The sequence below is a fragment of the Cryobacterium sp. TMT1-66-1 genome (genome assembly GCF_004403435.1).
GTDB lineage: Bacteria > Actinomycetota > Actinomycetes > Actinomycetales > Microbacteriaceae > Cryobacterium > Cryobacterium flavum.
This window is the reverse complement of the sequence record NZ_SOGP01000021.1, coordinates 140,721-163,132: the sequence shown is the minus strand read 5'-3', so window position 1 is coordinate 163,132 and position 22,412 is coordinate 140,721. Positions and strand designations below refer to the sequence as shown.

Genomic DNA, 22,412 nt, shown 5'->3' with positions numbered 1-22,412 from the left:
TCAACCCTTTCAAGAGGCGCGATGCGACATCGTCGATGCACGCGTTCAGCCAGTTTAGGCTGCCGACATGGCGGCAACACGGAGCTGACTACCCCCATTCAGGGGTGTCCGTCAGCACTCGATGACGTTCACGGCGAGCCCGCCCTCGCTGGTTTCCTTGTACTTCGTCATCATGTCAAGTCCGGTCTGCCGCATGGTCTCGATCACGGTGTCGAGCGAGACCAGGTGGGTTCCGTCGCCGTGCAGCGCCAGCCGGGCTGCCGACACCGCGGTCGACGAGGCAATGGCGTTGCGCTCGATGCAGGGCACCTGCACGAGGCCCCCGACCGGATCGCAGGTGAGCCCCAAATGGTGTTCCATGGCAATTTCGGCCGCATTCTCCACCTGTCGCGGAGTGCCGCCGAGCACAGCGCAGAGCGCGCCGGAGGCCATGGCGCAGGCCGCGCCCACCTCGGCCTGGCAGCCGCCCTCGGCTCCGGAGATCGACGCGTTGGCTTTGACCAGGGAACCGATGGCCACAGCCGTGAGCAGATACCGACGGATGCCGGCGGCATCCGCTCCGGGAACGAAGCGCAGGTAGTAGTGACCGACGGCCGGGATGATGCCGGCCGCCCCGTTGGTCGGTGCGGTGACCACCCGGCCGCCAGCCGCGTTTTCCTCGTTCACCGCGAGCGCGAAGGCGTGCAACCACTCGGTGGAGGTATCGCGGTCGCGCAGCGGCAGCCCGTCATATTCCTCCAGGCGCATACGTACCGCCGCGGCCCGACGCTTGACCTTGAGGCCCCCCGGCAGCAGCCCCGTGTGACTGAGCCCGGCGTCGACGCAGGTGTGCATGGCATCCCAAATGGCGTCGAGGCCCGCGTCGAGCGTTGCGGCACCGTGGATCGCTTCCTCGTTGCGGCGGGCAACCTCGCAGATGGTGAGCTCGTGCGCGTCACACAGGGCGAGCAATTCGGCACTGGAATCGTAGGGGAGTGGTTGAGCGACACGGGCCTGTGCGCTCGAGCGTTCGGTGCCGCGGCGGATGAACCCGCCACCGATCGAATAGAAGGTCTCCTCGAGCAGGGGCGGGGCATCCGTTGCGCTGTCGGTCGCCCAGGCCGAGAGGGTGAGCGCGTTGGGGTGGCCGGGCAGACGGGTGCGCGGCTCGAAGCGCACGTCGCTCGTGCTGATCGGAATACGGTGCCCACCGAGCAGAGTGAGGGTGGCGCCATCGCGCAGGCCGGACCAGGCGAAACGCACCTGGTCGGGGTCGCAGGTCTCCGGGCGCAGCCCGGTCAGCCCGGCGAGGACGGCGTCGGGCGTACCGTGGCCGAGACCGGTTGACCCGAGCGATCCGAAGAGGGAACAGCGGATGCGTCCCACCTCGGCCAGACGGCCGGTCGCCACGAGGTCTTCGGCGAAAACGCGGGCAGCACGCATCGGACCCACCGTGTGGGAACTAGACGGGCCGATTCCGATGGAAAAGAGGTCCAGGGCTGAGACGTACGCTGTCACGGTCTTCATGGTACGGCACCCGCACGCGGGAGTTAACCCAACAATGCCCCGCACCCTGAGGTGCGGGGCATTACCCGAGAGGTCCATGGACCTGCCGAGAACGGTGGCTACGCGATGGTGAACGTGATGGTCGACACGTAGGGGTCGACGGCGGTGCTGCCGACCGCATCCGAGTAGTTGGAACGGAAGGTGTTGGCCGGAACGCTCAGGGCGAAGGTCGGGGCGAGCGTGAGGGTGCCCTTGCCAAGGGTCGTCGTGTAGACGAGCGACTGGGCGACGTTGCGGATGGTGAGGGGGCAGCCGTAGGCGCGGCGTCGGAACCGGTTCCGGCGGTGGTACTGCCAATTAACTGCATCAGGCCGCCTCCCAGAGGGGAAACGGCCTGAGGCAAACTGGGTGGTGTTAGTGCGTGCGGAAGCGTTGCACCATTGGGCAATCGAACGGGTCACGCGCGGCCAGGCCCACCTTGTTGAGGTAGGCGATGACGATGCCGTAGCTCTCGAAGACGCCGGTTTCGGTGTACTTCACGTCGTGGGAGATGCAGTATTCCTTGGCGATCTCCTGCGCCTTCCGCAGGTGCGGTCGGGCCATGTTCGGAAACAGGTGGTGTTCGATCTGGTAGTTGAGCCCACCCATGTAGGTGTCGATGAAGGTGCCACCGCGAATGTTGCGGCTGGTGAGAACCTGGCGGCGCAGAAAGTCGACGCGGCTTTCGGCCGGAAGCTGCGGCATCCCCTTGTGGTTGGGAGCAAACGATGCGCCCATGTAGACACCGAACACGGCCATCTGCACACCGATGAAGGCGAAGGCCATGCCGAGCGGCAGAAAGTAGAAGATGACGGCGAAGTAGGCGGTGATGCGCGTGACGAGCATCGTGATCTCGACCCAGCGTTCGCTGACCTTGTTCTTGCCGAAGACGGTTTTGAAACCCTGGATGTGCAGGTTGATGCCTTCGAACATGAGCAGGGGGAAGAACAGGTAGCCCTGCTTGCGGGTGACGATAGCGCCGAGCCGGCTCACCTTCTTGGCGTCTTCTTCGCGGAACACGATGAAGTCTGGCTCGATGTCGGGGTCCTTGCCGATGACGTTCGGCTGGGCGTGGTGCCGGCTGTGCTTGGTCATCCACCAGGCGTAGCTGATGCCGACGAAGAGGTTGGCCAGGACACGGCCGGCCCGGTCATTCGCCCTGCCGGAGGTGAACACGGCGCGGTGCGAGGCTTCGTGGGCCAGAAAAGCGAACTGGGTGAAGATGATGCCGAGCGCGCCGGCGATGATCAGCTGGTACCAGGTATCGCCGAGCAGAACGAACCCGGCAGCAGCGCCGAGCGTGGCCACGACGAGAATGGAGAAGACCATCCAGTAGAAACCGGTGCGACGGCCGAGAAGGCCGAGATTGCGCACGGTATGCAGGAGCGCCGAATATTCGGTTGTGGGATTCTTTGTGTCTCCACCCGGCCGGGTCCTGATGATGCGGACCGAGGGTGCGGCTAGTGCTTCCGACATGAGGCCTTTGTGGATCGGGACTTCTCAGCCGGGACGTGAGCAATTACTCGTGGAGCAGATAATCGTCAGTCTACGTTCGCCGGAGCGTAATCCGTGCCTCATTCACACAGCATTCTCAGTCATTATATGCCAAAAATGGAATGTATCTGACCGATCTATCGCCAACTTGGCATCCAAATGTGGAGCTGCCAAAACGCGAATGGAGTCTGCATTCCGGTCCATTCCGGGAAGAAGAACGCGGTCAGCAGCAGCGCCACCCCGAGGCCGACAATGACGGCGCCAAGCGCTCCGACCCGCGGTTGGGGGTCATATTCGTACACCTGCGAATGTGCTGAATGCCGGTGTTCTGGCCTGGACAGTTCGGGAATTCGCTTGAGGAACATGCCGATGACGAAAACGAGGCCGAGCAGCAGATAGGGTTCGAACGCGATCGTGTAAAACTGAAAAACCGTGCGGTTCAGGTACATCAGCCACGGCAGGTAGCCGGCGACCATTCCCATGAGAATAAGGCCGACCCGCCATTCCCGGTATCGGGCCAGTCGGTAGACCAGGTAGAACAGCGCGGCGGTCGCCGCCCACCAGATCAGCGGGTTGCCGACCGAGGTGATCGCCTCGGAGCAGTTCTGAAACTGGCAGCCGAATTCGCCCTGACTGGAACCGCGGTAGTACATGCTGGTCGGGCGAATCATGAACAGCCAGGTCACCGGGTTGGCCTGGTACGGATGCGGCGTGGCGAGGCCCACGTGGTACGTGTATGCGGCCGCCTGGTAGTGCCAGAAACTCTGCAGGGTGTGCGGAACCCAAGCGAGCGGACCGGTCCAGGCCGCTCCAGCCCCGTCTGCCCACTCCCGGTAATACCCGCCGCGGGTGACGAACCAGCCCGTCCAGGACACGAAGAACGTGGTGACGGCCACGGGAACCAGGAGCAGGAACGTGGCGGGGGCCTGCTTCAGAATGGCGGCACTGGCCCAGAAAGTGACGCCGTTACGGCGCCGAGCGAGCGCGTCGACGACAACGAGGTAGACGCCGAAAGCGGCCAGAAAGTACAGCCCCGACCATTTCACCGAACTGGTCAGGCCGAAGGCGAGACCGGCGGCAAGCAGCCACGGTCGCCACCACAGGGTCGGGCCCCATCCGACGTCGCTCACCCCGGCCGTCCGGGCGGCCAGACGCGTCGCGTGCCATTGCCGATCCATCAGGATCGCCCCGAAACCGAGCAGTGCGAAGAACATCACGAAGTTGTCGAGCAGAGCAACCCGACTCATGACGATGGCATGACCGTCGATGGCGAGCAAAAAACCAGCGATCACGGCCAGTAGGCGCGACTGGAACAGCTTGCGGGCCACGAGCATGATGAGCACGACCGCGAGCACCCCGACCACCACGGTGGCCAGGCGCCAGCCCCACGGGTTGCCGGGACCGAGCAGGTTCATGCCGAGGGCGATGAGCCACTTACCGAGCGGCGGGTGCACCACGAACGACGGATCCGTCGTGAAGATGTCGGTCTGCCCGGCCTCGAACAAGGGATTGGCGTCGGCCGGCCAGGTGGACTCATACCCGTTATTGAAGAGGGTCCAGGCGTCCTTCACATAAAAGGTCTCATCAAACACGAGAGCGTGCGGCACGCCGAGGTTCCACAAGCGTAATCCGGCGGCCAGCAGGACCACGAGGAGGGGCGCGCCCCAGCGAACCCATCGACTAGTTGCGAGCACCTGACTATCGTACCGAGCAAGCGAAGAACGAAAGGCTCGCCCGAGGCTGCGAGAATTGCAGCATGATCATCCTTGCTGCCACCCCGATCGGAAATCTCGGCGACGCCTCCCGGCGCCTGATCGAGACCCTGAGTACCATCACGATCGTGGCCGCCGAGGATACCCGCGTCACCGTGCACCTGCTCAAAGCCCTCGGCATCGAGAATCGGCCCAAGCTCATTGCCCTGCACGACCACAACGAACGCGGCAAGGCCGCCGAACTGGTCGAACTCGCCCGCGACGTCGACATCCTCGTGCTGAGCGACGCCGGAATGCCCACCGTCTCCGATCCCGGCTTTCATTTAGTGGATGCCGCGGTGGCGGCCGGCGTGCAGGTCACCGCCCTGCCCGGGCCGTCCGCAGTCCTGACCGCTCTCGCCGTCTCCGGGCTGCCGACCGACCGGTTCACCTTCGAAGGCTTCCTGCCGCGTAAGCACGGTGAGCGGATCAAGCTGCTGCGTGACCTCGCCGCAGAACGCCGCACCATGGTGTTCTTCGAATCGCCCAACCGTCTGGCCGACTCCCTGCTTGACCTCGCGGCAACGCTCGGAGCTGACCGCCGCGTCGTGGTCTGCCGCGAACTGACCAAATTCTTCGAAGAGGTCAAGCGCGGCACGGCGGCCGAACTGGCCGAGTGGGCGGCGGCCGGCGTGCGCGGCGAGATCTGCATCGTCGTTGCGGGTGCTGAAGTGCGGGTACTGGACCTGGCCATGGGCGTGGCGGAGGTGCTCGACCTGGTAGCGGGCGGCATCCGCTTGAAGGATGCTGCGGCCGACGTGTCGGCGGCCAGCGGCCTCGGCAAGCGTGAACTCTACGAGCACGCGCTGCAGGCCAAGACCGGGGCATCCGCGCCGAAACCCGACCGGTCGGCCTTTCCGCTCGGTTAGGCCGAGGCCCGCCCGGCGTAACAGGGAGGAGAGGCGGTGGCCTGGCGCATAAGATGAACGCATGTCCGCTGGCTCTTTTTACATCACCACGCCCATTTTCTACGTGAATGATGTGCCGCACATCGGGCACGCCTACACCGAGGTCGCTGCCGACGTGCTCGCGCGCTGGCACCGGCAGTCCGGCGATGACGCCTGGCTGCTCACCGGCACCGACGAACACGGCCAGAAAATTCTGCGCACCGCCATCGCCAACGGCGTCACGCCCAAGGAATGGGCCGACCGTCTGGTCGAGACCGCGTGGAAGCCGTTGCTGGAGACCGTCAATATCGCCAACGACGACTTCATTCGCACCACCGACGAACGCCACGAGGTGAACGCGCAGAAGTTTCTGCAGCACCTGCACGATGAGGGTCATATCTACACTGGCGAGTACGAGGGCTACTACTGCGTCGGCTGCGAGGAGTACAAGCAGATCAGCGACCTCGTCGACGGCACCGGTGACTATGCCGGCCAGCCGGTCTGTGCGATCCACTCCAAGCCGGTGGAACTGCTGCACGAGAAGAACTACTTCTTCAAGATGAGTGCCTTTGCCGACCGACTGCTGGCCCTGTACGAGGAGAACCCCAACTTCGTGCAGCCGGAAGCGGCCCGCAACGAGGTCATGTCCTTCGTCAGGCGCGGCCTGAGTGACCTGTCGATCTCCCGGTCGAGCTTCGACTGGGGCATCAAGGTGCCGTGGGACGAATCGCACGTCGTCTATGTCTGGTTCGACGCTCTGCTGAACTACATCACCGCGGCCGGCTACGGCCAGAACGACGAGGAATTCGCGAGCCGCTGGCCTGCCACCCACATCGTCGGCAAGGACATTCTGCGCTTTCACGCCGTCATCTGGCCGGCCATGCTCATGGCCGCCGGCATCGAGGTGCCCAAGCAGGTCTTCGGCCACGGCTGGCTGTTGGTCGGCGGAGAGAAGATGAGCAAGTCCAAGCTCACCGGTATCGCCCCGAGCCAGATCACCGACACCTTCGGTTCCGACGCTTTTCGGTACTACTTCATGCGCGCCATCAGCTTCGGCCAGGACGGCTCGTTCAGCTGGGAGGATCTCTCGGCCCGCTACCAGTCTGAGCTCGCCAACGGCTTCGGCAACCTCGCGTCCCGCGTGATCGCCATGGTCGTGCGGTACTGCGACGGCGTCGTGCCCGAAGCTGGCGCGTTGACGGCCGACGACCTCGCGATTGCCGCGACCGAACAGCGCGTGACGGATGCCTCGCGCGCCTTCATCGAGACCCTCGCCATCCACGACGCCCTCGCGAGCGTGTGGGAACTGGTCGACGAGCTCAACGGCTACATCACCCTGCAGGAGCCGTGGGCGCTGGCCAAGAACCCGGAGACGCGGGCGCGCCTGGAGAGCGTGCTGCACACCGCCGTGCGCGGCCTCGGCACCCTCACCGTGCTGCTCTCGCCGGTCATTCCCATCGCGACCGGCAAGCTGTGGACCGCCCTCGGTGGCGACGGCGCGCTCGCCGACCAGCGCATCGACCGGGCCTGGGAATGGGCCGGCGGCGCACACGCCAGCCCGCTCGAGCCGCTGTTTCCGCGCATCGAATCGATCGTGGAGCCGGCCGATGCCTAGCGACGCGGTGCCCAGCGATTCCCTCACCAGTCTCGACGGAGGCGTCGACGGCTACGGCAGCGCCATTCGGAAGCGCGAGAACACTCAGGGCCGTGACCTGAGCTACCCGCCGCTGCCGGAACCGCTCACGGTGCCCGTCTACGACAACCACACCCATCTCGAAATCAGTGACGGCGAGCATCCGCTCAGCTATCGGGAACAGCTCGATCGCGCCTCGAGCGTCGGCGTGCGCGGGGTGATCCAGGTCGGCGGTGACGTGGAAACGTCCCGCTGGTCGGCCGCGTGCGCCCTGATCGAGCCGCGCATGCTGGCCGCCGTCGCCATCCACCCCAACGAAGCGCCAGCACTCGACGCGGCCGGCACCCTCGACGACGCCCTCGCCGTGATCAACGAACTCGCCGGACAGCCGCGCGTGGTCGCGGTCGGCGAGACCGGCCTCGACTTCTTTCGCACCGGCGAAGAAGGCCGCGCCGCCCAGTTTCGATCCTTCGAGGCGCACATTCGTATTGCCAAGGAGAACAACCTGGCGCTGCAGATTCACGACCGCAACGCCCACGAAGCCGTCATCGAAACCCTGCTCAAGGTGGGCGCCCCCGAACGCACGGTCTTTCACTGCTTCTCCGGCGACGCCGACATGGCTCGCCTGTGCGCCGATCATGGCTGGTATATGTCGTTCGCCGGCAACGTCACGTTCAAAAACGCCTCCATGCTGCGCGACGCCCTGTTCGCTGCCCCACGCAACCTGCTGCTGGTCGAAACGGATGCCCCCTTCCTCACCCCCCTGCCCTACCGCGGCCGGCCCAACGCGCCCTACCTGCTGCCGAACACGCTGCGCGGCATGGCTGCCCACCTCGAAACGGATGTCTCCCTGCTCTCCGCTCAAATCACCGCCAACACCGAGCTGGTCTACGGCCGCTGGGACGCCGAACCGGTCACGGCCGCCCACGACGATCCAGGCCCGGACCCCAGCCCGCGCGGCGGCATCGCATGACCGACGTTGCTGACGAGCCGAAGCCCGCGAAGACCCTCCTCGGTCCGGCTGAGATTCGCGACCTCGCCGAGATGCTCGGCGTCAACCCCACCAAGAAGCTCGGCCAGAACTTCGTCATCGACGGCAATACCGTACGGCGCATCGTCAAGGTCGCCCGGGTCGCACCCGGCGACACCGTGGTCGAGGTCGGACCAGGCCTCGGCTCGCTCACCCTCGGCATGCTCGAGGTCGGCGCCGCCGTCGTCGCCGTTGAAATCGACGACCGCCTGGCCGAGCAGCTGCCACTCACCGTCGAACTCATGCAGCCCGGCGCCAGACTGTCGGTCATCCGTGCCGACGCCCTGAAGATCACCGAGCTGCCCGGCGACCCCACCCGGCTCGTCGCCAACCTGCCCTACAACGTCTCTGTGCCGGTGTTGCTCTACCTGCTCGAGCACTTCGAGTCGATTCGCGCCGGTGTCGTCATGGTGCAGGCCGAGGTCGGCGAACGCCTCGCAGCCCCGCCCGGCAACAAGATCTACGGCAGCCCGAGCGTCAAAGCCGCCTGGTACGGCGATTTTCGCACCGCTGGCAAAGTAAGCCGCCAGGTGTTCTGGCCGGTCCCCAACGTCGACTCGATCCTGATCGCCTTCGAGCGTCGAAGCGCGCCGCTGGAATCCGAGGAGCTCCGGCTCAAGACCTTCGCGCTCGTCGACGCCGCTTTCCAGCAGCGCCGAAAGATGTTGCGGCAGTCCCTGTCGGTCGTCCTTGGGGACTCGGCCACGGCATCCGCTCTGATGAGCGCGGCGGGCATCGACCCCGAGGCGCGGGGCGAGCAGCTCACCGTGCACGATTTTCTCGCCATCGCGCGCGTCTGGTCACCCGCGTAGCTGCGGCGGCGGTCGGTGCGGGCACACGGGCTGGGCTAAGTTAAAAGCATGATGACGACCGCCGGTACCACCGCTGTGCACGCGCGGGCACCGGGCAAAATCAACGTCTTCCTTAAGGTCGGCGCCGTCATGGAAGACGGTTACCACGACCTCGCGACCGCCTACCAGGCTGTCTCCCTGTTCGAGGACGTGCGTGCCACGCCGGCCAGCGACTTCTCGGTCGAGTTCAGCGGCAGCATCGACACCTCCGGCCTCGCCACCGGCGGCAGCAACCTCGCCATCAAAGCAGCCAGGGCCCTCGCCCGCAAGACCGGCTATCGCGGCGGCGTGCACCTCGAGATCGAGAAGAACGTGCCCATCGCCGGCGGGATGGGCGGCGGCTCGGCCGACGCCGCGGCCACCCTGCTCGCCTGCGACGCCCTGTGGGGGACCAGCGCCACCAAGGACGAGCTGCTCGCCATTGCCGCCACCCTCGGCGCCGACGTACCGTTCTCCTTCACCGGCGGCACCGCCATCGGAACCGGTCGCGGCGACCAGCTGAGCCCGGCGCTGGCCAAGGGAAAATTCCAGTGGGTACTCGCCCTGGCCGACTTCGGTATGTCGACGCCCGGCGTGTACCAGGAGCTCGACCGGCACCGCGATCGCCACGCGCAGGACATCTTTCCGGCCGAGCATCAGCCCAGTGTCGACGCGAACGTGCTGCAGGCACTGCGCGCCGGCGACCCGCACATGCTCGCCGACGTGCTGCACAACGACCTGCAGGCTCCGGCGCTGCACCTCGCGCCCGGGCTCGGCAAGGTGCTGCAGCTCGGCGAAGAGAACGGCGCCCTGGCCGGCATCCTCTCCGGCTCCGGCCCGACCGTGGCTTTTCTGGTAGCGGATGCCGACAGCGCGCTCGAATTGCAGGTCGCGCTCTCTGCCTCCCGCCTCAAGGTCGTGCGAGCCACCGGCCCGGTGCATGGGGCCCGCCTCATCTGAGCCTTCGCATTCGGCCCGGGATGACAGCGCCCAGCGTGCCGTAAACTCGGAGGCTATGGCACATCTTCTCGGGGCTGAGTCCCTGCACCTCGAATTTCCCACCCGCGTTATCTTTGACAGCGTCACCGCCGGCCTCAACGAAGGCGACCGCATCGGCGTCGTCGGCAAGAACGGTGACGGCAAATCCACCCTCATGCGTTTGCTGGCCGGCCGCATGGAACCCGACGAAGGCCGGGTCACCCGTCGCCGCGGCGTCACTATCGGCATGCTCGACCAGTCCGACGACCTCGCCAGCGGCCAGACCGTCGGGCACACCATCGTCGGCGGCATCGAAGAACACGTCTGGGCGGGCGACGCCAAGGTGCGCGACGTCATCGGCGGCCTCGTACGCGACATTCCCTGGGACGCCCTGGTCGACGACCTCTCCGGTGGCCAGCGGCGTCGGGTCGCCCTCGCCGCCGTGCTCATCGGCGACTACGACTGCATCTTTCTCGACGAGCCCACCAACCACCTCGATGTGGAAGGCATCTCCTGGCTCGCCGGGCACCTCAAGACCCGCTGGGCCGCCCAGTCGGGCGGACTCGTGGTCGTCACCCACGACCGGTGGTTCCTCGACGAGGTCTGCAACATCACCTGGGAGGTGCACGACCGCCTGATCGAGCCCTTCGAGGGAGGCTACGCCGCCTACATTCTGCAGCGCGTCGAGCGCGACCGCATGAGTTCGGTCGTCGAGTCCAAGCGCCAGAACCTCATGAAGAAGGAGCTGGCCTGGCTGCGCCGCGGCGCCCCGGCCCGCACCGCCAAGCCCAAGTTCCGCATCGATGCCGCCAACGTGCTGATCGAGAACGAGCCGCCGCCCCGCGATACCGTCACGATGCAGTCGATGGCCATGCAGCGCCTCGGCAAGGACGTCGTCGACCTCATCGACATCGGCGTGAAGTTCGGCGACAAGACCGTGCTGAACGACATCACCTGGCGCATCGCACCGGGGGAGCGCACCGGAATCATGGGCGTCAACGGGGCGGGCAAGTCCACCCTGCTGAACCTCGTCGCCGGCACCCTGCAGCCGACCAGCGGGCACGTGAAGCGCGGCAAGACCATCAAGGTCGCCGTACTCACCCAGCAGCTGTTCGAACTCGACGAAATCCGCAACGACCGCGTGAGCGACGTCATCGGCCGCCAGAAAACCAGCTACATGGCCGGCGGTAAGGAGATCACGCCCGGCCAGATGCTCGAACGCATGGGCTTTCTGAGCGCGCAGCTCACCACCCAGGTCAAGGACCTCTCCGGTGGCCAGAAGCGCCGACTGCAACTGCTGCTGATCGTGCTCAGCGAGCCGAACGTACTCATCCTCGACGAGCCCACCAACGACCTCGACACCGACATGCTCGCCGCCATGGAAGACCTGCTCGACTCCTTCCCCGGCACCCTGCTGGTCGTCTCGCACGACCGGTACCTCATCGAGCGCGTCACCGACAACCAGTACGCCGTCATGGACGGCGGCTTTCGCCACCTGCCCGGCGGCGTCGACCAGTACCTCGAGGTGCGCCGCAAAGCTGTCGCCGGCCCCGCTCAGGGGTCGCCGACGGATGCCGCTGGCAAGGCCAAAAAGATCCCCACCCTGGGTGGCGCCGAACTGCGCAACGCCCAGAAAGAGCTCGGCTCGATCGACCGCAAGGTGGTCAAACTGCAAGAGCGCATCGCACTCAAGCACGAAAGGCTCGCCGCGCACGACCAGTCCGATTTCGCCGGTCTCGGCGCGCTCGGCGTGAAACTGACCGAACTGGAAGAGACCATCGCCACGCTCGAAACCCGCTGGGTCGAACTTACCGAGTTGATCGAGGGGTAACGTCGCAGAAGCTGTGACGCAGTGTGTCGGGGGAGGCCACGCGTCGCAGTTTCAGCGCGTATCGTTGTTGAGTGCCTCGCAGAGCTGCGGCACAGACCCCCACCCCCAACACCCGGGGTTGATCTGTGCCCAAAAAATCGCTGTGCCCATAATCGCCATCGGCGCTCTCGGGGAATTCACACAGCGAAAGAGACCCTCCATGAAAAAGCCACGTTCCTTCAAGAAGTCCGTACTGGCCGCACTCGCGATTCTGCCGCTTGCGGCACTGCTGGCCGGGTGCGCAGGCGCTGCTGGTGGCGACGACGTCGTGAAGATCGGGGTCGTCGACGCGAGCGAACCGTACTGGGATGTCTTCACACAAGCCGCAGCCGACGCAGGGATTACGGTCGACCTGGTCAACTTCGCCACCTACGAACAGCCGAACCCTGCCCTGACCGCCGGCGAAATCGACCTCAATCAATTTCAGACCATCGTCTACCTCGCAAACTACAACGTGGCGAGCAGCCAGGACCTCTCGGCAATCGGCGCCACCGCAATCTACCCGCTGGGTCTCTATTCCACGCAGTACACCAGCGTCGATGAGATTCAGAAGGGCGACACGGTCGCCGTGCCCAACGACCAGAGCAACATGGCCCGCGCCCTCGTCGTACTCCAGTCAGCCGGTCTGATCGAGCTCACCGACGGCGGCACGATTTCGTCGTCACTCGACGACATCGACACCGCCGCCTCGCGGGTGAAAGTGACGGCTCTCGACGCGTCGCTCACGACGACCTCGCTGCCCGACGTCGCCGCCGCGATCGTCAATAACGAGTTTGTTGGAAAGGCCGGGCTCAGTTTCTCGGATGCCATCGCCCAGGACGATCCGGCCGACTCCAAGTCCGTGCCCTATGCGAACGTCTTTGCAGCGCGCGCCGAGGACAAAGACAACGCGACATACCAGAAGCTCGTCGAGATCTACCAGACCACGAAGGCCGTTCAGGATGGTGTTCGCGAAGCGTCCGGCGACACGGCAGTGCTGTTGACGACCCCGGTTGCCGAGCTTGAAGAGTCGCGCGTCGCGGTCGAGGCCGACACCAAGGCTCAGAAGTAAGCATCAGCGTTACCGCGTGAGCAGTTTCGGTTCTTTCTAAGATTTACGCCCAATAGCCGAGACTGCTCGTTCGCGTTCCCGGCGCGACATCACGATAGACCAGCAACGAGAAGGTTTTTGAGGAACAACGGATGGCTCTAGTAAGCCTGAGGAATGTCAGCAAGGTGTACCCGCCCGCGAGCAAGGGTGCACCGAGTGTCACGGCGATCGACTCGGTCAGTCTCGACGTGGAGGCCGGGGACATCTACGGGATCATCGGATACTCCGGTGCCGGTAAGAGCACACTTGTGCGACTCGTGAATGCTCTCGAACATTCAACGAGCGGCGAGATCATCGTCAACGGGCAGGATATCGCCCTGCTGTCGGAGCGCGAGCTGCGCAAGGTGCGCCTCGGCATCGGCATGATCTTTCAACAGTTCAACCTGCTCGGTTCACGCACGGTGGCGCGCAACGTGGCCTACCCGCTCGAAGTGGCCGGGCATCCCAAGGAGCAGCGCGCCGCCCGCGTGGCCGAACTACTCGACTTCGTCGGCCTCTCTGATAAGGCCGGGTCCTTTCCCGACCAACTCTCCGGCGGGCAGAAACAGCGGGTGGGCATCGCCCGCGCCCTCGCTACCCAGCCGAGCATTCTGCTGGCTGACGAAGCCACGAGTGCTCTCGACCCGGAAACCACGCACGAGGTGCTCGCCCTGCTGAAGCGGGTGAACGCGGAATTCGGCGTCACCATCATCGTGATCACCCACGAAATGGACGTCATCCAGACCATTGCGACCAAGGTCGCCGTGATGGATCAGGGGCGAGTCATCGAACGCGGCCCCGTCTTCGACGTGTTCTCGAACCCGCAAGCCGCGGCATCCGCTCGTTTCGTTTCGACCGTGGTCAAGGGGATTCCGTCGCCCGACGAACTCGCCGTGTTGCGTGAGCGGCACGCGGGCCGCATCGTGACGCTGGCCTTTCGCGACAGTGCGGTCGACCAGAAGGCCGTCTTCGGCGAGTTCTCGAGTGCCGGAGTGGCGTTCGAGGTCGTCTACGGTGGCATCAATGAGATACAGGGGCGCCCGTTCGGGCATCTCACCCTCGCGCTCACTGGCTTAGACCCGGTCATCGACCAGGTGCTCGCCCACATTCGAACGCTCACGACCGTCACGGAGGTGCGCTGACATGGATGCACTCATCGACCTGCTGCCCGAACTGTGGACGGCCACCTACGAGACCCTGTACATCGTCGCGCTGACCCTGTTCTTCGGTGGCTTGGGCGGCCTGCTGGTCGGTCTCGGGCTCTACTTGACCCGTGCCGGCAGCATCCTCGAGAACAAGCCGTTGTTTTTCGTGCTGAATCTGCTGGTCAACTTCATTCGCCCGATTCCGTTCATCATCTTTCTGGCGGCGGCGCAACCACTGGCCCGGGCCGTCACCGGCAGCGGCATCGGTAATAACGCGATCATCTTCACGATCGCTCTCGCAGCCTCCTTCGCCATGGCCCGAATCGTGGAGCAGAACCTGCTCACCGTGACGCCCGGCGTGATCGACGCGGCCCGCAGCGTCGGCGCCGGGCCGATTCGCATCATCTTCACCGTGTTGCTGCCGGAAGCGCTCGGACCGCTGATTCTCGGCTACACGTTCATCTTCGTCGCGCTCGTGGACATGTCAGCCGTTGCCGGTTACGTCGGTGGCGGGGGCCTTGGTAATTTTGCGCTGCTCTACGGCTACCGTCAGTTCAACCCCATCGTGACCTGGGCGGCGGTGCTGCTGATCATCGTGCTGGTGCAGGTCGTGCAGTTCTTCGGCAACTACCTCGCGCGCAAGGCTCTTCGCCGGTAGCGGTAGCTAGTCGAAGTCGAGGCTGAGCTTTCGCAGCAGGCCGGCCAACCGCTCCTGGTCGGTCACCGAGAGGGTATCGAGCAGGTCGGCTTCGGCGTCGACCAGCCGGGTGATGGCGGCATCCACTCGTGCAAGCCCGGAAGGCGTCATGCCCACGAGGATGCCGCGACCGTCGTTGGGTGCGGAGCGGCGCGTGACCAGACCGCGGTCAACGAGCCCGTCGATGCGGTTCGTCATGGTGCCACTTGAGACGAGCGTCTGCAGCAACAACGCCTTCGGGCTGAGCTCGTAGGGGGTGCCGGCGCGGCGCAGGGCCGAGAGCACATCGAACTCCCACGATGCGAGCTCCGACCGGGAGAAGGCGGTGCGGCGGGCCCGGTCGAGGTGCTTCGACAACCGGGCAACCCGGCTGAGCACCTGCAGCGGCGCAAAATCCAGATCGGGCCGTTCGCGCAGCCACGAATCGACGATTCGGTCGACTTCATCATGGGCAGGCATTGCTCCATTATCCCGCTTACCCGGGGGTTTCTTCGCCCAGAGGCCGTCTGGCCGCCGTCAGCGGTGCTGCGCGCCGCTCAGAATCTGGCAGACTTGACTGGTTGCTGGCCTCGGCCGGCATGGTCCGCCATAGTGTAACGGCAGCACGGCAACCTTTGGAGTTGTTCGGTCCAGGTTCGAATCCTGGTGGCGGAGCCCTCACTTTCTTCACCAAATGCGTTAGGAATCTCGTGACAGACGCCCGCCTCGCCATTGTTGTTCTGGCCGCCGGCCAGGGTACCCGCATGAAGTCCAGCCTGCCCAAGCTGCTGCATCCGCTCGCCGGCGTACCGATCGTCAGCCACGTGCTCGCGACCGCGCGGGCGCTCGACGCCGCCCACGTCGTGACCGTCGTGCGGCACGAACGCGACCTGCTGGCCGCCGTCGTGGCCGAAGACCTGCCGGAGAGCACGATCGTCGACCAAGACGAGATTCCCGGCACCGGCCGCGCCGTCGAGCAGGCGGTCGCCGCGCTGCCGGCCGATTTCGACGGTGACGTGCTCGTGATCAACGGCGACGTCCCGTTGCTGAACGCCGCAACGCTCGCCTCCTTCATCGCCTCGCACCGCCAGGGCAACGCGGCGGGAACCGTGCTGTCCGCCTATCCGGACGATGCGACCGGCTATGGCCGCATCATCCGCTCGGTGGAGGGTGTGTTCGACCGCATCGTCGAGCAGAAGGATGCGACGGATGCCGAACTGGCCGTCACCGAGATCAACGCCGGCGTCTACCTGTTCGGCCTGGCCGCGCTGCGCGAGCAGCTCGCCCAGCTCACCACCGCCAACGCCCAGGGTGAGAAATACCTCACCGATGTGATCGAACTGTTGCGCCGGGCCGGCTCCGAGGTGAGCGCTGTTCCGGTCGCGGATGCCTGGATCGTCGCCGGAATCAACGATCGCGCCCAGCTGGGCGACACAGCCCAGAAACTCAACGCCCTCATCGTGCGCGGCTGGCAGCTGGCCGGAGTGACCGTGCAGGACCCGGCCACCACCTGGATCGACCTCAAAGCCGTGCTCGCGGCCGACGTCACCCTGCTGCCCGGCACCCAGATCATCGGCGCCACCGTGGTCGCAACCGGTGCCATCGTCGGCCCGGACACCACCCTGCGCGACTGCGAGATCGGCGAGAATGCCCGGGTTAATCGCACCGACGCGACCCTCGCGGTGATCGAGGCGGGGGCATCCGTCGGCCCGTTCTCCTACCTGCGCCCCAATACCGTGCTCGGTGCCGACGGCAAGATCGGCGCCTTCGTCGAGACCAAGAACGCGCAGATCGGTGCCGGCAGCAAGGTGCCGCACCTGAGCTACGTGGGCGACGCCACCGTCGGCGAGGGGTCGAATATCGGTGCCGGAACAATCTTCGCCAACTATGACGGCGTGGCCAAACACCACTCGGCGATCGGGTCGCACGTGCGCACCGGGTCGCACAACGTGTTCGTCGCGCCGATTACAATTGGTGACGGGGCGTACACGGGAGCAGGCACGGTCGTTCGCAAGAGCGTTCCGGCCGGCGCACTGGCCATCAACGTGGCCCCGCAACGCAACATGGACGGCTGGGTTCACGCCAACCGTCCGGGCACAGCCGCGGCTCACGCCGCGACCGCCAGCCTGAGCAACACAGAACGCGCGGACAGCACGAAGACTGGAGAATAGGTGTCGGAAATCAAGACCAGCGGCGACAAACGACTAGTACTGGTTTCGGGGCGAGCGCACCCGCAGCTCGCTCTCGACATCGCCACGGAGCTTGGTTCTGAGCTGCTCCACACCGACGCACGCACCTTCGCCAACGGCGAGCTGTATGCCAGGTTCGACGAGAGCGTGCGCGGCTCGGATGCCTTCGTCATCCAGTCCCACACCGCTCCGATTAATGAATGGCTGATGGAACAGCTCATCATGGTCGACGCGCTCAAGCGGGCCTCTGCCAAGCGCATCACCGTGGTCGCTCCGTTCTACCCCTACGCCCGGCAGGACAAGAAGGGTCGCGGACGCGAGCCGATCTCGGCCCGCCTCGTCGCCGACCTGTTCAAGGTCGCCGGCGCCGATCGCATCATGTCGATCGACCTGCACGCCGCCCAGATCCAGGGTTTCTTCGACGGTCCCGTCGACCACCTCTTCGCGATGCCGGTTCTGCTCGAGCACTTCCGCGAGAAGCTCGACCCGGCCACCCTCACCGTGGTCTCGCCCGACATGGGTCGCGTGCGCGTCGCCGACATCTGGAGCGACCGCCTCGGTGTGCCGCTCGCCATCATCCACAAGCGCCGCGACCCACTCGTGCCCAACCGGGTCTCCGTGCACGAGATCGTCGGCCAGGTCAGCGGCCGCGTCTGCCTGCTCGTTGACGACATGATCGACACCGGACGCACGATCGCCCTGGCCGCCGAGGCACTGCGCGAGGCCGGCGCCATCGGCGTCGTCGTCGCCGCCACGCACGCCGTGTTCAGCGACCCGGCCGTTGACATGCTGCAGAACCCGGCCATCAGCGCCGTCGTCGTCACCGACACGCTGCCGATCCCGCCGGAGAAGCGCTTCCCGACGCTCACAGTGCTGCCGATCGCTCCGTTGTTGGCCCGCGCCATCCACGAGGTCTTCGACGAGGGTTCGGTCACCTCGATGTTCGACGGCGCCGCGTAGGTTTAGGCGCTGCCGAGGTGTGAGTTCGAGCCTGATTTTCGTGATTTTCGGGTCAAAACTCACACCTCGTTAGAGAATTATGTGCGCGTGGCCGGGGCGAGCTGGTGCGGCGCGGAGGGAATGATGCCGAGCGGCGTCACGAAGGTCTCGCGCTCGTTCACGTCGATCGCGTAGCACTGCCAGCCGAACCCGCCGGGCCCGGCGAACTCGAATCGCGCGTCGAAGTCCACGGCTGAGGGATAGTACTGGGCCACCGCGGTCACACAGGCGTTGCTGGCGGTGTCGGAGGCGACGCGCATGGTTGTGAGCACGCCCGGCACGACCAGGGCGATCAGCCCGAGCACCACGACGACGCGCAAAATGGCCGTGAAGTGCTTGCCGCGCAGGGGGCGGTAGTCGTCGTTCGGCTCGTAGCCGGAGAGCTCGGGGTGATTGTCAGTCATGGGTACCCCCATTCTCCCAGACCTGGGTGTGAAGCGACCCGGTTACACGAAGCGGCCGGCGGCATCCGTTCTCTACGCGTGAGAAGTGGATGCCGCCGGCCGACACGGCCGCTAGTGCGTCGACGCCTCGGTGGCGATCTCGGTGCGGTCGCCGGACCACAGGGTGTGGAAGGTGCCGGGCATGTCGACGCGGTGGTAGGTGTGCGCACCGAAGAAGTCGCGCTGGCCCTGCACCAGGGCGGCCGGCAGGCGTTCGCTTGCGAGCGAGTCGAAGTAGCTCAGGCTCGAGCCGAAGCCGGGAACCGGGATGCCCGACAGCGCGGCGGTGGATACGACGCGGCGCCAAGCGGCCTCGCCGGCGGCGATGGCGTCGGCGAAGTACTGGTCAACGAGCAGACTCGGGATGGACGGGTCGTTGTTGTAGGCATCCACGATGCGATTGAGGAACTGGGCGCGAATGATGCAGCCGCCGCGCCAGATGGTGGCGATGGCGCCCTTGTCGATGCTCCAGTTGTACTTGGCCGCACCGGCGATGATCGCGTCGAAACCCTGGGCGTAGGCAATGATCTTCGAGGCGTAGAGCGCCTGGCGGACGTCTTCCTGGAAGGTGTGGCCGACGACGGCGACTTCGGGGCGGGCGGTGATGGTGGCCCGCACCGGTTCGCGCTGCTCCGGGTGGGCCGAAACGGCGCGGGCGAAGACGGCCTCGGCGATGCCGCCGACGGGAACGCCGAGGTCGAGCGCGTTCTGTACGGTCCAGACGCCGGTTCCCTTGGAGCCGGCCTCGTCGAGCACGACGTCGATGAAGGGTTCGCCGGTCTTCGCGTCGACCTGGCGCAGAATCTCCGCGGTGATTTCGATCAGGTAGCTATTGAGCTCCCCGCCGTTCCAGTCGGTGAAGATATCGGCGATGGCCTCGGGGGAGTGCCCGCCGACCTTGCGCAGCAGGTCGTAGGCTTCCGCGATGAGCTGCATGTCGGCGTATTCGATGCCGTTGTGGATCATCTTGACGAAGTGACCGGCACCGTCGGTGCCGATGTGGGTGACGCAGGGCACACCGTCGACGACGGCGGCAATGGACTCAAGGATGGGGCCGAGAGTTTTGTAGGCCTCCACCGAGCCGCCGGGCATGATGCTCGGGCCGTTGAGGGCGCCCTCTTCGCCACCGGAGATGCCGGCGCCGACGAAGTTGATGCCCTTGGCGCTCTGCTCCTTTTCGCGACGAATGGTGTCGGTGAATTCGGCGTTGCCGCCGTCGACGATGATGTCGCCGGGTTCGAACAGCTCAGAGAGCTGGGAGATGACGGCGTCGGTGCCGCGGCCGGCCTGCACCATGATGATGGCGGTGCGCGGCTTCGTCAGCGAGGCGACGAAATCGGCGATGTCCTCGGAGGCGACGAAGTTCGCCTCCGGGTGCTCGGTCGTGAGCAGGCGGGTGCGTTCGGGGGAGCGGTTGTAGACCGCGACGGTGTTCCCCTCGCGGCCGGCGAGGTTGCGGGCGAGATTCGAGCCCATCACCGCCAGACCCACGACACCAATGTTTGCCTGTGCTGAACCGGACTCTGACACGTTTTCTCCTTTGGGGCTGTACTGAACAGACCACCCACGAGTTTAGCGCACAGGCCTGAATGGTCCCGCAATCGGGGGACAGCATTGCGCAATGCTGGTCCTATTTCGTGGGCTTGCCGTCCCAGATGGAACTCATCTCGTTGAAGGCGCGTTCCATGATGCCGAGCATGGCTTCGTGGGCTGCCTCCGGGTTGCCGCGCTGAATCGCGCTGGCCACATCGACGTGTAGTTGCAGTGCTTCGTTGTGCGGATGCCGCGGCATCAGTCCGTAGTTCGTGCGCCCGGTCAGCACCTCGGCCACCAGGGTGTTGAGTTTGGCGAACATTTCGTTGCCCGAACTGGCCAGCACAAGACGGTGAAACTCGATGTCGAGCACGAGGAAGGCCTCGGGATCGTCGGCCTGGCCGGCGGCCCACAGCTTGCCGGCCAGCCCCATCAGCTCGCTGGCATCCGCCAGGGGAGCGCGGATGGCGGCGAGCCGGGCGGCCTGCGGTTCAATGGCGGTGCGCAGCTCGGTCAGGGAACGCAATTGGGCGATGCGGGCCGGCGACGCGAGCCTCCAGCGGATGACCTGTGGGTCATACAGGTTCCACTCGGAGGCTGGCAGAATCTGCACGCCGACGCGACGGCGAGAAGCGAGCATACCCATGGAGGCGAGCACGCGGATGGCTTCGCGCACCACCGATCGGGAGACACCGTATCGTTCCTCGAGCTCTTCGATGCGGAAGACCGACTTGCTGGCAAGTTCACCGGCGCAGATGGCCAGGCCCAGCAGATCGACGACGCGCGCGTGCAGGCTGGTCGAGGGGGTTCCGTCGTCAAGGTTCTGGGGCAAGTCGACGAGCGGGTCGGCGCCCGGCCCGGTCGTCAGATTGTGCGTCATGCGGTTGATCATATCGTTCCGGCAATAAACTTGAATAAGTATGCTTTATTCGGTAACGTTTTCTCTCGAGACAGATGTAAAGATGCATTCTGTTGGGAACCGTGGCTCAAAGCGCCGGTTCTTTCGAATGGAGACACAGTGAAGCGTCATTCAGTTGTTCGCGTTGCGGCCATCGTCGCAGCGACATTCTTCGCGGCGGGCACACTTACCGCGTGCAGTGCCGGTGCCGGTGATGACGGGGGCTCGAAGACTCTTCGAGTGACCCTCGCCAACCACGTGTGGACCGACACGATCAAGAGCAAACTGCCCGAGTTCGAGGCAGCCACCGGCCTCACCGTCGAGCTCAGCCAGTACGGCGAAGACCAGCTCTCCGATCAGTACAACGTGAAGCTCAATGCGGGCACCGATGAGATCGACGTCATGATGTATCGCCCGCTCCAAGAAGGCAAGCTGTTCGCGAAGAACGGCTATCTGGCCGACCTGACTGACAACGTCGAGTCGAACGCCGACTGGAACTGGAGCGACTTCCAGTCCGGGCCGGTCGAGTCGACCACCTACGACGGCAACGTCGTTGGCGTGCCGATCATCACCGAGCAGGAAGTGCTCTACTACCGCAAGGACCTCCTCGCCAAGGCCGGACTCGAGGTGCCGACCACGATGGACGAGCTCGAAGCCGCGGCCAAGGCAATCAAGGAACAAAACCCCGGCGTGGCCGGCTTCGTCGCCCGTACCGGCAAGTCCGCCGCCGTCACCCAGTTCTCCAGCTTCCTCTACAGCTTCGGCGGTGACTTCATCGACGAAGACGGCAACTCAGCTATCGCCAGCCCTGAGGCCAAGGAAGCCTACGCGTTCTACGGCGGACTGATCCGCGACTACGGTCCGGAGAATGTCAGCACCGACATGAGCTGGCCTGAGGCCATGGCCATCTTCACCCAGGGCCAGGCCGGACTGTACACCGAGGCCGACAGCCTCTACAAGAACGCGACCGACCCCGAGACTTCCAAGGTCTCCGACACCGTCGGCTTCGCACCGATGCCGGCCGGTCCTGGCGGATCGGCCGCCTACAACGTGCCGTCCTGGGCACTCGGCGTCAACGCTGAATCGGCCTACACGGATGAAGCCTGGTCGTTCATCGAATGGGCCACCAGCGCGGACCTGACCCTGGAGGTGCAGCAGGACGGCGTTCCCGGTGCGCGCCAGTCGGTCTGGGAAGACCCGGAGGGCACGTCGACTTACCCGGCCGACCTCGCCGCCGCGATCGCCACGAGCACCAAGAACGGTGTCGGTCATGACCGCCCCCTCGTCATCAAGGTGCCCGAAGCACGCGAGATCGTAGGAGACCCCATCGTCATCGCCATCACCGGCGGCGACTCCGACGCAGCAGCGGATGCCGCGAGCGAGGCGTTCCAGGGAATCCTCGACGACGAATAACCCGCACCACTGAGGCGGGGCGGATGCCCGAACGCGGTCGTCAGCCCCGC

20 protein-coding genes and 1 tRNA gene are annotated in these 22,412 nt (G+C 65.4%); 13 read left to right on the top strand and 8 right to left on the bottom strand.

The window, feature by feature from the left end:
- Positions 1 to 111: 111 nt before the first annotated feature.
- From E3T29_RS14945 to E3T29_RS14930, 4 genes are all read right to left on the bottom strand, one after another.
- Positions 112 to 1,497, bottom strand: coding sequence for an L-serine ammonia-lyase (locus tag E3T29_RS14945; RefSeq protein ID WP_104089464.1), 1,386 nt, complete (start codon positions 1,495 to 1,497; stop codon positions 112 to 114).
- 107 nt (positions 1,498 to 1,604) lie between these two features.
- Complete coding sequence (locus E3T29_RS14940; RefSeq protein WP_134346370.1) at positions 1,605 to 1,946, bottom strand: hypothetical protein; 342 nt, start codon at positions 1,944 to 1,946, stop codon at positions 1,605 to 1,607.
- Positions 1,900 to 3,000, bottom strand: a complete 1,101-nt coding sequence (locus E3T29_RS14935; RefSeq protein ID WP_134346369.1) for an acyl-CoA desaturase — start codon at positions 2,998 to 3,000, stop codon at positions 1,900 to 1,902. The genes E3T29_RS14940 and E3T29_RS14935 overlap by 47 nt, the downstream gene beginning before the upstream one ends.
- A 155-nt stretch (positions 3,001 to 3,155) precedes the next feature.
- Complete coding sequence (locus E3T29_RS14930; RefSeq protein ID WP_104089356.1) at positions 3,156 to 4,712, bottom strand: dolichyl-phosphate-mannose--protein mannosyltransferase; 1,557 nt, start codon at positions 4,710 to 4,712, stop codon at positions 3,156 to 3,158.
- Between the two features lie 62 nt (positions 4,713 to 4,774).
- Here E3T29_RS14930 and rsmI point away from each other — a divergent pair, with 62 nt between their 5' ends.
- The 9 genes from rsmI (at position 4,775) to E3T29_RS14885 (ending at position 14,869) form a co-directional block, all read left to right on the top strand.
- Complete coding sequence (gene rsmI, locus E3T29_RS14925; RefSeq protein WP_134346368.1) at positions 4,775 to 5,638, top strand: 16S rRNA (cytidine(1402)-2'-O)-methyltransferase; 864 nt, start codon at positions 4,775 to 4,777, stop codon at positions 5,636 to 5,638.
- Positions 5,639 to 5,699: 61 nt separating this feature from the next.
- A complete protein-coding gene (gene metG / locus E3T29_RS14920) occupies positions 5,700 to 7,271 on the top strand; it encodes a methionine--tRNA ligase (RefSeq protein WP_104089354.1) in 1,572 nt (523 codons plus the stop codon).
- A complete protein-coding gene (locus E3T29_RS14915; RefSeq protein ID WP_104089353.1) occupies positions 7,264 to 8,262 on the top strand; it encodes a TatD family hydrolase in 999 nt (332 codons plus the stop codon). The genes metG and E3T29_RS14915 overlap by 8 nt, the downstream gene beginning before the upstream one ends.
- On the top strand, positions 8,259 to 9,131 hold the full coding sequence (gene rsmA, locus E3T29_RS14910) for a 16S rRNA (adenine(1518)-N(6)/adenine(1519)-N(6))-dimethyltransferase RsmA (protein ID WP_104089352.1): 873 nt from the start codon (positions 8,259 to 8,261) through the stop codon (positions 9,129 to 9,131). The genes E3T29_RS14915 and rsmA overlap by 4 nt, the downstream gene beginning before the upstream one ends.
- A 51-nt stretch (positions 9,132 to 9,182) precedes the next feature.
- Entirely contained in the window at positions 9,183 to 10,109 is a 927-nt protein-coding gene (locus E3T29_RS14905) for a 4-(cytidine 5'-diphospho)-2-C-methyl-D-erythritol kinase (protein WP_092340781.1), read from the top strand.
- Between the two features lie 55 nt (positions 10,110 to 10,164).
- Complete coding sequence (locus tag E3T29_RS14900) at positions 10,165 to 11,958, top strand: ABC-F family ATP-binding cassette domain-containing protein (RefSeq protein WP_134346367.1); 1,794 nt, start codon at positions 10,165 to 10,167, stop codon at positions 11,956 to 11,958.
- Positions 11,959 to 12,157: 199 nt separating this feature from the next.
- On the top strand, positions 12,158 to 13,048 hold the full coding sequence (locus E3T29_RS14895) for a MetQ/NlpA family ABC transporter substrate-binding protein (protein WP_134346366.1): 891 nt from the start codon (positions 12,158 to 12,160) through the stop codon (positions 13,046 to 13,048).
- A gap of 131 nt (positions 13,049 to 13,179) precedes the next feature.
- Positions 13,180 to 14,208, top strand: a complete 1,029-nt coding sequence (locus E3T29_RS14890) for a methionine ABC transporter ATP-binding protein (protein ID WP_134346365.1) — start codon at positions 13,180 to 13,182, stop codon at positions 14,206 to 14,208.
- Position 14,209: 1 nt separating this feature from the next.
- Positions 14,210 to 14,869 carry a methionine ABC transporter permease gene (locus E3T29_RS14885; protein ID WP_134346364.1) on the top strand — a complete coding sequence of 220 codons (660 nt, stop codon included), beginning with the start codon at positions 14,210 to 14,212 and terminating at the stop codon, positions 14,867 to 14,869.
- A gap of 6 nt (positions 14,870 to 14,875) precedes the next feature.
- On the opposite strand, the gene E3T29_RS14880 is transcribed toward E3T29_RS14885, so the two are convergent.
- Positions 14,876 to 15,367 (bottom strand): MarR family winged helix-turn-helix transcriptional regulator, encoded by a 492-nt coding sequence (locus E3T29_RS14880; protein ID WP_134346363.1) that lies wholly within the window; start codon positions 15,365 to 15,367, stop codon positions 14,876 to 14,878.
- Between the two features lie 123 nt (positions 15,368 to 15,490).
- Here E3T29_RS14880 and E3T29_RS14875 point away from each other — a divergent pair.
- From E3T29_RS14875 to E3T29_RS14865, 3 genes are all read left to right on the top strand, one after another.
- A tRNA-Gln gene (locus E3T29_RS14875) sits at positions 15,491 to 15,562 on the top strand.
- Positions 15,563 to 15,597: 35 nt separating this feature from the next.
- The gene (gene glmU, locus E3T29_RS14870) at positions 15,598 to 17,058 is read left to right on the top strand and encodes a bifunctional UDP-N-acetylglucosamine diphosphorylase/glucosamine-1-phosphate N-acetyltransferase GlmU (protein ID WP_134346362.1); all 1,461 of its coding nucleotides are present in this window, start codon (positions 15,598 to 15,600) and stop codon (positions 17,056 to 17,058) included.
- Complete coding sequence (locus tag E3T29_RS14865) at positions 17,059 to 18,036, top strand: ribose-phosphate diphosphokinase (protein ID WP_092340644.1); 978 nt, start codon at positions 17,059 to 17,061, stop codon at positions 18,034 to 18,036. It begins immediately after the preceding gene.
- Positions 18,037 to 18,113: 77 nt separating this feature from the next.
- Here the strand turns inward: E3T29_RS14865 and E3T29_RS14860 are convergent, their stop codons facing one another.
- The 3 genes from E3T29_RS14860 to E3T29_RS14850 all read right to left on the bottom strand — a co-directional run bounded on the left by E3T29_RS14860 (position 18,114) and on the right by E3T29_RS14850 (position 20,931).
- On the bottom strand, positions 18,114 to 18,479 hold the full coding sequence (locus tag E3T29_RS14860) for a hypothetical protein (RefSeq protein ID WP_134346361.1): 366 nt from the start codon (positions 18,477 to 18,479) through the stop codon (positions 18,114 to 18,116).
- 111 nt (positions 18,480 to 18,590) lie between these two features.
- Complete coding sequence (gndA, locus tag E3T29_RS14855; RefSeq protein WP_370449181.1) at positions 18,591 to 19,994, bottom strand: NADP-dependent phosphogluconate dehydrogenase; 1,404 nt, start codon at positions 19,992 to 19,994, stop codon at positions 18,591 to 18,593.
- A 154-nt stretch (positions 19,995 to 20,148) separates the two neighbouring features.
- Positions 20,149 to 20,931 (bottom strand): FadR/GntR family transcriptional regulator, encoded by a 783-nt coding sequence (locus tag E3T29_RS14850; RefSeq protein WP_134346359.1) that lies wholly within the window; start codon positions 20,929 to 20,931, stop codon positions 20,149 to 20,151.
- Between the two features lie 138 nt (positions 20,932 to 21,069).
- Here E3T29_RS14850 and E3T29_RS14845 point away from each other — a divergent pair, with 138 nt between their 5' ends.
- Entirely contained in the window at positions 21,070 to 22,362 is a 1,293-nt protein-coding gene (locus E3T29_RS14845) for a sugar ABC transporter substrate-binding protein (protein ID WP_134346358.1), read from the top strand.
- The last annotated feature ends 50 nt before the right edge of the window (positions 22,363 to 22,412 follow it).